Origin of the sequence: Arthrobacter sp. H-02-3 (assembly GCF_003097355.1) — a bacterium.
Lineage (GTDB): Bacteria > Actinomycetota > Actinomycetes > Actinomycetales > Micrococcaceae > Arthrobacter > Arthrobacter humicola.
In genome coordinates, this window is sequence record NZ_PYUI01000027.1 from 48,744 (window position 1) to 60,867 (window position 12,124).

Below are 12,124 nucleotides of genomic sequence, written 5' to 3' on the forward strand. Positions count from 1 at the left end.
TGTCCCTTCAGGTCACGCGTGAACAATGAGCATGTCCCCTTGGAGCTAGGCGCGGACTGACCTTTGGCACAGGCCAATGAACCGACCCAGCTGTTCCAGGCCCTCGGGACGGGTGGGGAGATAGTTGGTCAGCTCCGGCGCGCGGACAATGACCGCGCGCCACTGCCCGCGGGAAACCGCCACGTTGATCCGGTTGGTCGAGAGCAGGAACTCCATGCCCCGGGGCGCCTCCGCCACTGCCGAACACGCCATGGACACGATCACCACGGCGGCTTCCTGGCCCTGGAACTTGTCCACGGTTCCCACCTTCACACGCAGCATCCCGGCAGCATTGAGGGCCTCGCGGATCAGGTTGACCTGCGCGTTGTAGGCCGCCACCACGAGGACGTCGGTTTCAGCCAACGGCCGGGTGCCGTCCTCCGTGTGCCAACTGCGGCCCAAATGCCGCTGCACCTGCCTGACCACTTCGTCAGCCTCCTCGCGCGAGGACGTGACGTTACCCTGGTGCTCGACCATCACCGTTTCGATACCCGCGGCAACACCGTCCAGGCGCCGGGCGTCGGCGGCCGGTGCCGAGACGAGCCGTCCCTCGTAGGAGAGTTCGGACACGGCCCGGCACAACGGCGACGTCATCCGCCACGAGTCCGCAAGGAAGTATCCGAGTTCGGGCGGCAGGGTGGCGTGACCGGCGGAGATCCAGCCGAGGGCCGAGGCGTCGACCGGCTCAGGGTGTGAACCCTGGCTGACCTGGGGAAGCTGCTGCGGGTCGCCGAGCAGCAGGAGCCGGCTGCTGGCCTGCGCCACGGCGAGGGTATTGGCCAGCGAGAACTGACCGGCCTCATCGATCACCAGCAGATCGAGCGAGCCGCGCGGCACGGTGGCCCCGGTCATCGTCCACGCGGTGCCTCCGATGAGGGCGCCGCCGGGGGACTCGAGCAGCCGTGCCACATCCTGGGCGGAACGCTGGTTCCAGGGCAGCGGATCCCGGTGCTTGACGTCTTTCGCGACCCGGGCGGGATCGACGCCGGCCTTCGTGACTGCGGTCCGCAACAGATTTTCGACCACCGCATGCGACTGGCCGACGACGCCAACCTTCCACCCACGGGAGACGAGCCGGGCGATCACATGCGATCCCACATGGGTCTTGCCCGTCCCCGGGGGCCCCTGGACCGCCACGTAGGAATGGTCCAAGGCCCCGACGGCCTCCGTGATGGCGTCAACGAAGCGTTCCGGGCCCTGTCCCGGCGCCGGCAGGGGCGCTCCCGAGGAAAGCCGCGGAGGCACTCTGCGCACGAGGTCGAGCGCTGGATGCTTCCCGAACCGGCTGGGTCTGGAACGGGAAGCGTGCAAACCCGCCGCGACGTCGTCGGCCAGCGCCGCCAACGCCTCCTCAAGATTCTTGGTGGCGATGGGCTGGTCTTCGGTCAGCGCCATCGGCAGTTGGGCGTACGGCTCGATGTTCCTCTTGAGCTTGTCCCGGATGATGACCGTGTCCCGGCCGTCTTCCTCGCCAAGTTCCAGAACTTCCGTGCCGAACCAGCCGTTCCGGCCGGTCCCGTTGATGCCAGTGCCTGCGAGTCCCGCGGGGAGCGGGGGCTCGTACATGCGGAACCAGATGCTGCCTTCACGCAGATCCGAGCCGGCGGTCACGGTGCCGATCAGTTTCACCCTGCGTTCGGGCAGCTTGGTCCCGTCCCTCCACCAGTCCTCGAGGGCCACGGCCTCCTCGACCAAGAACACGTTGCGGTCCTGCGGGTGGCGCGCGTCCGGTCCGTTCTCGCACCGGTCGAAGTGCGCCCACCAGAACGCCTTGCGCTCGCGACGATGGTAGCTCACGGCCGCAGCGAGGATGGCGACCGCTTGTCGATCCGCGTCCGGCAGCCCTGATCCGGGCTCGAGAAACTCGGCCAGGGCAAGCTCAGCGGGTCCGAGGTCAGCATCCGCCTCGGCTAGATCGGCGGGGGCGCGAAGTTCGGCCGGGACCACTTCCGCTCCGGTGCCCGGTCCCGTCCCCGGTCCGATCCCGCGCTCTCGGGCCAAGCCCAAGAGCCAGTTCCGCAGCTCCAGTGTGGAGAGGCAGTCGTACTCGTTGTAGTCGGAGATCCCGGAGAGGATTCTGGCTGCCTCCTCGGGCTGATCGGAGTCGCGGGCCTCGCAGTACTGCGCGTAGGCAACAACCGAGGCTCCGGCGTCCTTCACGTCCCCCGAGCGCAGGTTTGTCCCCATATACAGCGGCTCAAGCTTCTTGATGCTGTAGGAGTTCTCGGAAATCCGGATACTGTTCCGGACGGTCTGGTAGAGGTCCACCAATAGCCCCTCGCGCAGCCAGCGGTCGACGGTGTCCTCGCCGGCCACGTGCATCACGGACAGCTTGCGGAGGGCCGTCTTCTCATAGGCTGCATAGTGGTAGACGTGCATATCCGGGTACGTCTGCCGGCGTTGCTCCACATAGTCAAGGAAATCCAGGAACGCCTGCTTCTCGGCCTCCCGGGTGTGCGCCCAGAAGGGTCGGAAAACCCCGGGGACGCCGGGCTGCGTCGGTGCTTCGATGACGCCGAACAGGTACTCCAGCCCCCAGACCCCCGTGGCGCTTTCCTGCCAGAGAGGGTCGCCCTCAAAATCGAAAAAGATGTCGCCCTCGCAGGGCGACGGCAGTTCCGCCAGCGCGTTTTCCGGAAGCACCGCAAAGCGGATGATGTGCTCTTCGCCGTCCTTGACGTACCGGACTTCCCCGTCGTAGGCGCCAACGCCGCTTTGCATTCGGGCCTGGTCCTGCAGGCGACGCAGTGCGCTGTTCGCTCCGGGAAGGTGTGCCTCGGCGAGTTCCTTGACCGTAAAGATTTTCCGTTCGTGCAGTGCCTTGCGTTGTGCGGAGTTCATCCGCGCCACGAGGAGGAGATCATCGGTGGCCTTGACCATCTCCTGGCAGTAATCGCACCGGCCGCAGGCGGTCAGCCCGGGCGCACCCCATTGCGCGGTGTTGGGCTGTGCCATGTGCGCAGAAGTCAGGGTGAGGAAGCGCTCGCGCCTCTCTAGGAACACCGGCAGGATGTCCGGCAAGTTGTGGGCGCTGCGGAGGTAGTCGAAGCCGCCGCCCGGGAGCGGGACGGTGGCGCCGAGAACCAGGGTGACTGACGGATCCGGTGTGATGCCGGCCTTCAGGAGCTGGTCCCCGTACGCGGCGAGCTGAAGCAGTGCCGTCACCTTTGCGTGGCGTGCCAGTTTGGTGTCGAACACGGCGTAGCTTCCGTCCGGCTGCCGCACCAGGAAGTCGGAGCGGCCATGGAACTGGCCGTCGAAGAAGGCTGCTTGGAAGACGATGTCTGCGCCCGCCCGCAGTGCCTCGATGGACTCGGCGTGCTTGGCCGCCAAGGTGACGCGATCCATGCTGTCGGCAGGAGCGACGTCGTACACGCCGTGTCCGGTGGCCGGATCCCAAGGGCCGAACTCTTCGACGAAATCCGCGAGGACCCTGTGCTCGTGGACGTCGCCCAGCTTGGCGGCGTGTTCGAGCATCTCGTCGACGCCGAAGTCCGGTTTGGGGGCGCGGCCCAGCTTCTCGTCGAGCTTGCGGAGCAGTTGGTACTCGCAGCTGGCAGCCACCACAAGATCGCTCGCTGAGTAGACCAGATCCGGTGATGATCCCGGCACTTCAGGTTCAAGGAAAAACACTGTGCCCCCGTTGTTGCTGGAATGAGCCGGGTCCGGCCTTCTGTTGTTCAAGGTATCAAAGCCCTCTGACAATCACGCCGGAACCAAAAACCACGAAGCCGGAACCAAAAACCACGAAGCCGGAACCAAAAACCACGAACCCGGGACCAAAAACCACGAACCAGGGGAGCAGGCAGGATCTGGTTCCTGTCGCCGGTTCGGCGTAGGGTCTGAGAACTATGACTGAACAGCAACCCTATGAGCTGGTCCGGCGATACGCGCACTTCGAGTTGCGCCGCTATCCCGCGCATGTTGTGGCCGAAATACAGGTCAACGCAACCTTTGACCGGGCCGGGAATGCCGCCTTCCGGCACCTGTTCAACTACATCACCGGCAGCAATACGGCCCAACAGAAGCTGGCGATGACGGCACCGGTGATTCAGGAGCTCGGTCCTTCGCAGAAGCTGGCGATGACCGCCCCGGTGCTGCAGAGTGGTCCGCTGCCGGGAAGCAAAGATTCTGCTGATTTTGTAGTGGCCTTTGTGCTCCCCGCCGGGTTGACGGCGGAGACCGCCCCGGTCCCGGCGAACCCCGACGTCAAGGTGCGGGCCATTCCCGGGTCCCTGGCAGCTGCTCTTCGGTTCACGGGCAGCGGGTCGGAAACCGCCTTTGAACGGCACAACACTGGCCTCCAGGCAGCACTGGTGGTCGCCGGGCTGACGGCCGTGGGCCCGCCACGGTTTGCCCGCTTTGATCCGCCCTTCAAACCGTGGCTCCTGCGCCACAACGAGGTTGTTCAGGACGTGCAGGAGCCTGTTACTCCGCTGGCCGAATCAGGCCGCTGACCCGGGTAAGGCAAAATGGACAGGGTGACCCAACTCCCGCAGCGCCCCGCCTCACCCGCCTCCAGCCCGTCGCCCAAGGCCGCGTCCCCGCAGACCCAGGAATCGGGCATCGCCGCCCAGATCGCGGCCGAGCTCGGCGTGCAGGCCTGGCAGGTCAAGGCGGCCGTGGATCTGCTCGACGCCGGATCCACCGTGCCCTTCATCGCCCGGTACCGCAAGGAAGCCACCGGGACGCTGGATGACACCCAGCTGCGCGATCTGGAGGAGCGGCTGCGCTACCTCCGCGAACTTGAGGACCGGCGTCGGACCATCCTCGAAGCGATCGCCGCGCAGGGGGCGCTGACCCCGGAACTGCAGGCCGCCGTCGTCGGGGCCGACACGAAGTCGCGGCTTGAGGACATCTACCTCCCGTTCAAGACCAAGCGGCGCACGAAGGCGCAGATCGCCCGCGAAGCCGGGCTGGAGCCGCTCGCCGACGCGCTGCTGAAGCGCCCGGAGCTGGACCCGGAGCGCGAAGCCGCCAAATACCTCAACGCCGAACATTCGATCGGGGACGCCGCCGCAGCGCTGGCAGGTGCCCGCTCCATCCTGGTCGAGCGTGTGGCCCAGGATGCGGATCTGGCGGAGACGCTGCGCGAACGACTCTGGACGCAGGGCCGGATGGTGTCCCGGGTCAAGAAGGGCAAGGAGGCCGAGGGCCAGAAATTCAAGGACTACTTCGAGTTCTCCCAGCAGCCGTCCGGGATGCCCTCGCACCGCGTTCTCGCACTGTTGCGCGGCGAAAAAGACGGCGTGCTGGAGCTCGACCTCGCCGAGGCCGCACCGGACGACGACGCCGCCCTCACCGCGGCGCGCGGCCGTTACGAAGCCGCCGTGGCCAGGTTCCTCGGGGTCGCCGACCGCGGCCGGCCCGCCGACGCCTGGCTGTTGCAGACGGCCCAGCTCGCGTGGCGTTCGCGGGTCCTGGCCCGGCTGACCGCCGACCTGCGCAGCCGGATGTTTGCCGCCGCCGAGGACGAAGCCGTGCGCGTGTTCGCGGCCAACCTGCGCGATGTACTGCTCGCCGCACCTGCCGGGAACCGCGCCACCCTGGGGCTGGACCCGGGACTGCGGACCGGCGTGAAGGTCGCAGTGGTCGACGGCACCGGCAAAGTGGTCGCGACAGACACGATCTACCCGCACGCCCCGGCCCGGAAATGGGACGAGGCGCTGCGGACCCTCGTGGGCCTGGCGAAGACGCACGGCGTCGAGCTCGTGGCGATCGGCAACGGCACCGCGTCGCGGGAGACGGACAAACTCGCCGGCGAACTGATCAAGCAGCTCGGCACCGGATCAGAAACCAAACCCCAGAAGATCGTGGTGTCCGAAGCGGGAGCATCGGTCTATTCGGCATCGGCGCTCGCTGCCGCCGAGCTGCCTGGCATGGACGTGTCCCTGCGGGGTGCCGTCTCGATCGCCCGGAGGCTGCAGGACCCGCTCGCGGAGCTCGTGAAGATCGAGCCGAAGTCGATCGGTGTCGGGCAGTACCAGCATGACGTCACGGCCGCGAAGCTGGACCGCAGCCTGGACGCCGTCGTCGAGGACTGCGTGAATGCGGTGGGCGTGGACGTCAACACGGCCTCGCCGGCGCTGCTGAGCCGGGTGGCCGGCGTCGGGCCCCTGCTGAGCGAGAACATCGTCGCCTACAGGAACGAGCACGGCCCGTTCGCGAAGCGCAGCGAGCTGAAGAAGGTCCCACGGCTTGGCGCCAAGGCATTCGAACAGTGCGCCGGCTTCCTGCGGATCACCGGGGGAGCTGAGCCGCTGGATGCCTCCAGCGTGCACCCGGAGGCGTACCCCGTCGCCCGGAAGATCAAGGCGGCAGCGAAGGCCGGCCCGGCCTCCGCGCTGAACCCGCAGGACTTCGTGGACGGATCCTTCGGCCTGCCCACGGTGCAGGACATCATCGCCGAGCTCGAGAAGCCCGGCCGGGACCCCCGCCCGGCCTTCGCGGCAGCGGCGTTCTCGGAAGGGATCGAGAAGATCTCAGACCTCAGGCCTGGCATGGTGCTGGAGGGTACGGTGACCAACGTGGCGGCATTCGGCGCATTCGTGGACGTCGGCGTGCACCAGGACGGGCTGGTGCACGTGTCTGCGCTGGCCAACCGGTTCGTCTCCGACCCGCGCGAAGTGGTGAAGTCCGGGCAGGTGGTCCGGGTCAAGGTGCTGGAAGCCGATCCGGAGCGGAAACGCATCTCCCTCACGCTAAGGCTCGACGACGAACCGGCAGCTTCCGGCGGCAGCGCACCTTCGTCCCGGGGCTGGGCAGGCAACGGCCCCGGCACGCCTAAGCCTGACACGTCGCGGCCAGCTCAGCCGCGGGCCGGTCAGCCCCGGAGTGGACAGCAGCAGGCAGGTCAGCAGCAGGGCCGGCCGCAACAGTCCCAGCCGCAACGGTCGGCCTCCCAGCCGAGGTCCACGCCGTCGCCCGTCAACACCGCGATGGCGGAGGCGCTCCGAAAAGCCGGCCTCGGCAAGTAGCCCCCGGACTCTATTGCCATCCACTCGGCTACCGCTCATCGCTGAACAGCTACCGCTCGGCGCATAAATAATACGTTTGCTGACGATCTGCACCATGATTGCCGGAGGCAACGGTCTGTGTGAGTGACCCTTCGCCTCAGTGTGCTGGACACCGACGTCGTTGACGAGCAGGGGGAACATTTATGGGCTGGCTGGACCGCGAACGAACCATCGCACCGCCGGGATTCAACCGGTGGCTCGTGCCGCCTGCGGCGCTCGCCGTGCACCTGTGCATCGGCCAGGCGTACGCGACGAGCGTCTATAAGACCGCTCTGGTGAAGCACTTCGGTGCCAGCCTGACCGAGATCGGCGTCATCTTCTCGATCGCGATCGTGATGCTGGGCCTCTCGGCCGCCATCATGGGCACGTGGGTGGACAGGAACGGGCCGCGCAAGGCGATGTTCACCTCTGCCGTGTTCTGGGCCAGCGGTTTCCTGATCGGGTCTCTGGGGATCTTCAGCAGCCAGCTCTGGCTCGTATACCTGGGCTACGGCGTCGTTGGCGGCATCGGGCTGGGGATCGGCTACATTTCGCCGGTGTCCACCCTCATCAAATGGTTCCCTGACCGGCCCGGGCTGGCCACCGGCATGGCGATCATGGGGTTCGGCGGCGGCGCCCTGATCGCCAGCCCCGTCTCGACGGCACTGCTCAAGCTGTACGACCCCAACTCCGGCGCCAAGGGTTGGGTGGCCAGCGGCGACTCGGTGGCCAAGCTCTTCCTGACCCTCGCCGTCGTCTACCTGGCCTACATGATGTTCGGCGCCTTCACCATCAAGGTCCCGGCCGAGGGATGGAAACCGGCAGGCTTCGACCCCGGCAAGGTCAAGGCCGCCGCTCTGGTCACGACGGACAACGTCTCCGCCCGGAACTCGGTGAAGACGCGGCAGTTCTGGCTCGTGTGGATTGCCTTGTTCTGCAATGTCACGGCAGGCATCGGCATCCTGGAACAGGCCGCCCCGATGATCCAGGACTTCTTCCGCCAGTCCGACGGCACCTCCCTGGTCAGTGCCGCCGTCGCCGCCGGCTTCGTCGGGCTGTTGTCCATCGGCAACATGTCAGGCCGCTTTGCCTGGTCAGCGACCTCCGATGTGACCGGCCGCAAGCGCATCTACATGGTGTACCTCGGCGTCGGCGCCCTGCTTTACACCGTGCTCGCCCTGGCCGGCTCGACGTCCACCGTGCTCTACGTGGCGCTCGCGTTTATCATCATCTCCTTCTACGGCGGCGGGTTCGCGACCGCCCCCGCCTACCTGCGGGACCTCTTCGGCACGTTCCAGGTGGGTGCCATCCACGGCCGCCTCCTGACCGCCTGGTCCGCGGCCGGCGTCGCCGGTCCGTTGATCGTCAACGCCTTCCTGGACGCGCAGGGCAAGCCCGGCGCGCTCACGGCCGCGTCGTACCAGCCCGCCCTGCTGACCATGGTGGGGCTGCTGGTGATCGGCTTCGTGGCAAACCTGCTGGTCACGCCCGTGGATGCGCGATTCCACGAACCACGTCCCGGCCGTGTCCGGCCCGAAGAACCCGCCTTGGAGGCTTGAGATGAGTAGTGCGCAGACACCGGTGGAACCGTCCACCGGAAAATTGATCATCGCGTGGGGCCTTGTGGGAGTGCCGCTCGCCTACGGCGTCTACGAGACCCTCACCCGGGTGGCGGCACTGTTTGGCTGACACCGTGGCGGCAGAAGATTCCCCGCACCGGCAGCACACCGGCCCGGCCGCCTTCACGCGCCCGGATCCGTTCACCACCCGCCCCACACTGCAGGGCACGTTCGGGATGAGCGCGTCCACGCATTGGCTTGCGACGGCGGCGGCCCAAGCCGTTTTGGAACGCGGCGGTAACGCCTTCGACGCCGCCGTGGCGGGGGCGTTCGTGCTGCATGTGGTGGAGCCGCACCTCAACGGACCCGGCGGCGACATGACCGGCGTGTTTGTCACGGCAGACGAACCGTCCAAGCCGGTAGTCCTGATGGGCCAGGGTCCCGCGCCTGCCGGGGCCACCGTGGAGCACTACCTTGCCGAAGGCCTGGACCTCGTGCCGGGCTCCGGTGCGCTCGCCGCCGCGGTGCCTGCCGCCGTCGACGCCTGGCTCCTGCTGCTCCGTGACCACGGCACCTGGGAGCTGGAGACCGTGCTGGACTTCGCGATCGGCTACGCGCGGGACGGCCACCCGATGTTGGGCCGGGTCGGAACCACCATTGCGGCCGTGGCCGCGCTGTTCCAGGCGCACTGGCCCACCTCCGCGGAGCTGTGGATGCCCGGCGGCAGAATCCCGGCTGAGGGTGAGGTAGTCAGGAATCCGGCCTATGCCCGGACACTGGAACGGCTCGTCGGTGCCGGTGCCGGCGCGTCGTCCCGCGAGGCCCGGATTGATGCGGCCCGGCGCGAGTGGCGCGAGGGATTCGTGGCCCGGGCCATGGTGGATTCGGTGCAGGCCCCGCACCGGCACTCCTCGGGCATGGACCACCGCGGGGTGCTGCCCCTGGCGGATATGGCGGGGTTCGAAGCCGGGTACGAGGCTGCCTTCACCGCAGAGTTCCGCGGCCACACCATCGCCAAGACAGGTCCGTGGGGCCAGGGGCCGGCGCTGCTCCAGACACTCGCCATCCTGGATGGTTTCGAGGACCGTTACCTGGACCCGTCCACCGAGCTGGGTGCCCACACCATCCTGGAAGCGCAGAAGCTTGCGTTGGCAGACCGCGAGGCATACTACGGGGACACCGACGTTCCGCTGGACTACCTCCTCTCGGCCGACTACTGCGCCAGCCGCCGCGCCTTGATCACAGACCGGGCGTCCCACGCTTTCCGGCCCGGAAAAGTGCCGGGCCGTGAGCCGTACATTCCGCCGCTGCGCACCGAATACACGGCGCCGGTGGCCGCTGGAGGGTCGTGTGACGGCGCCGCAGGTGTTGCGCTCGACGGCGGCGCGGCTGCCGGCGGCGCGGCTGCCGGCAGGCGCGGGGTGGGGTCCCGTCGTCACGCGGCCCTGGGCATCGGGGAGCCGACCGTGGCGCCGACAGGTGAGACCCGGGGCGACACCTGCCACATCGACGTCGTGGACCGTTGGGGCAATATGGTCTCGGCCACGCCCTCGGGTGGCTGGCTGCAGTCCTCGCCCGCGATTCCGGAGCTGGGCTTCTGCCTGGGCACCCGGCTGCAGATGACCTGGCTGGAACCCGGCACGCCGTGCACGCTGACGCCCGGCAAGCGCCCGCGGACCACGTTGACGCCGACTCTCGTGCTGCGTGGCGGCCGGGCCGTGACCGCACTGGGTTCGCCCGGCGGAGACCAGCAGGACCAATGGCAGCTGCCCTACCTGCTGCGGACTATCGTGGGCGGGTACTCGCCGCAGCAGGCAATCGACGCGCCGACCTTACATACGACATCGATGCCCGGGTCCTTCTGGCCGCGCACGTGGGAGCCGGGCGGCGCCGTCGTCGAAGGCCGGTTGGGGGAGGACGTGATCGAGGGTCTTGAGCGTCGGGGGCACATTGTCACGCGGGCCGGTGACTGGACGCTGGGACGGTTGTCCGCCGTCGTACGGGATCCTGAAACCGGCGTCCTGCAGGCGGCAGCGAACCCGCGCGGTGCGCAGGGGTACGCCGCGGGCCGGTAGCGGATGGAGCGCTCCGCCGGTGCAGAATTCGTGCGGTTCCGGAGGGGGCCTTCGCCTGGTTGCTGTTAGCGGCTGGCTTGGAGTTGGTCCATGAAGCTCAGCGACTCAGCGACGATCTGCTGCTGCGCGTGTTCACGGGAGATGCTCGGCTCGCCGTCCCCGGGCTGCTCGCCATAGTCCCCGAAGAACGCGTGCACACCGCCCACGACCGTTGCGCAGGTGGTGTTCGGCGGGAGTAGGGATTTCGACGCCGCGATCTTGTCGGGAGTGCTCAGGCCATCATTCGAGCCGGAGATGGACAGCACCGACAGGCCATGGGCGTCTGCCATGTTTTCGGCGGGATACGAGGCAAACAGCAGCAGCCCGGAGACATCGGAATTCGACTTCGCGAAGGAGGCCGCACTCACCCCTCCCAAGGAGTGACCCCCGACAGCCCATGAGGTGATCTCCGGGTGCCGGTTCATTGCTTCCCGGGCCTGGCCGGTGTTCAGCAGGGGGATGCCAAGTGGCGTTTTCAGGATGACAACCAGGTGGCCGGCGTCTGCCAGCGGGCGCAGGATGTCCTGATAGGCGCGCGCATCGACTCTGGCGCCGGGGTAGAAGACGAGCCCGGTAGTGGCTTTGCCTTCCGGGACAAGGGTGATCGAGGTAGCGTCCTCCGTGATGGTGGCGGTTCTGGTTTTCGCGGTGGTTCCGGTGGTTCCGCCGGGTGCGGTGGTCTGGCCGGCGGTGCCGCTTGGCTGGTAGGGGAACGGGTTGAGCCACAACAACGCCGCGACGACCCCCAAGACCACGATCCTGCCAGCGAGGCCGCGAATCAGTTGCCAGGACGACACGCTGACCCTCTTCTGCCCGTGTTCTCTTGGATTCGGCTGTTTGTTCAGTCCCCAGCGTTCGAGCAGAGTCGAGCGTTTGACCAGGATGAACGCCCAGAGCAGACCTGCCACGGCCGCGACGATCAGCAGCACGGGCAGTGCGGGGTGGCCGCCGAGGACTGCAGGGTTGCCAATCAGCATCCAGAGCGGAACCACGATCAGCGCGGCGGTGGCGAAAGCGCCGCTCCAGTTCAGCACCGCCGACCTGAAGCCCGGCGACTCGGTTCCAGCCGCGTTGACCTGAGCGGACCTTAGGTGTGGGGACTCCAAATCGGCGGGGTCCGGCGCAGGAGCGGACGATTCAGGCCCACGGGCTCCACTCGCTGCATCCTGCCCAGGATCAACAACAGATTTGCCGGGGTCCTTCGGCATCGCATCGTTCACAGTCCGATGTTATCTCCATGATCGAGATAACTGGAGAGGTGGTCTGGAATCTCGTGGGCTGTTCAGAAGGTCGAGGTGCCGTGACTACCGACCGGACTGCCGTCGCTGCCGGGTCCGTAATGACACGGCCGGCATTATCGCCGCGATCATGCCGTCTCTGTTCGGGTTGCGGTTATGCGGCCTGGGCGGGTCGGTCG

General features: G+C 67.5%; 7 protein-coding genes. 5 read left to right on the top strand and 2 right to left on the bottom strand.

Annotated elements, in window-relative coordinates; genetic code table 11:
* Positions 1-45: 45 nt before the first annotated feature.
* Positions 46-3,672, bottom strand: a complete 3,627-nt coding sequence (locus C9424_RS19450) for a TM0106 family RecB-like putative nuclease (RefSeq protein WP_116768495.1) — start codon at positions 3,670-3,672, stop codon at positions 46-48.
* Between the two features lie 218 nt (positions 3,673-3,890).
* On the opposite strand from C9424_RS19450, the gene C9424_RS19455 reads away from it, so the two are divergent.
* From C9424_RS19455 to C9424_RS19470, 5 genes are all read left to right on the top strand, one after another.
* Positions 3,891-4,496 carry an SOUL family heme-binding protein gene (locus C9424_RS19455; RefSeq protein ID WP_116768496.1) on the top strand — a complete coding sequence of 202 codons (606 nt, stop codon included), beginning with the start codon at positions 3,891-3,893 and terminating at the stop codon, positions 4,494-4,496.
* Between the two features lie 24 nt (positions 4,497-4,520).
* Entirely contained in the window at positions 4,521-7,016 is a 2,496-nt protein-coding gene (locus C9424_RS19460; RefSeq protein ID WP_442862057.1) for a Tex family protein, read from the top strand.
* 182 nt (positions 7,017-7,198) lie between these two features.
* Positions 7,199-8,593 carry an OFA family MFS transporter gene (locus C9424_RS19465; RefSeq protein WP_116768498.1) on the top strand — a complete coding sequence of 465 codons (1,395 nt, stop codon included), beginning with the start codon at positions 7,199-7,201 and terminating at the stop codon, positions 8,591-8,593.
* Between the two features lies 1 nt (position 8,594).
* Positions 8,595-8,723 carry an MFS transporter small subunit gene (locus C9424_RS22105; RefSeq protein ID WP_272914164.1) on the top strand — a complete coding sequence of 43 codons (129 nt, stop codon included), beginning with the start codon at positions 8,595-8,597 and terminating at the stop codon, positions 8,721-8,723.
* Positions 8,724-8,829: 106 nt separating this feature from the next.
* Entirely contained in the window at positions 8,830-10,668 is a 1,839-nt protein-coding gene (locus C9424_RS19470; protein WP_116768503.1) for a gamma-glutamyltransferase family protein, read from the top strand.
* Positions 10,669-10,733: 65 nt separating this feature from the next.
* Here C9424_RS19470 and C9424_RS19475 read toward each other — a convergent pair whose 3' ends face one another.
* Positions 10,734-11,741, bottom strand: a complete 1,008-nt coding sequence (locus C9424_RS19475; RefSeq protein WP_237563571.1) for an alpha/beta hydrolase — start codon at positions 11,739-11,741, stop codon at positions 10,734-10,736.
* Positions 11,742-12,124 lie beyond the last annotated feature (383 nt).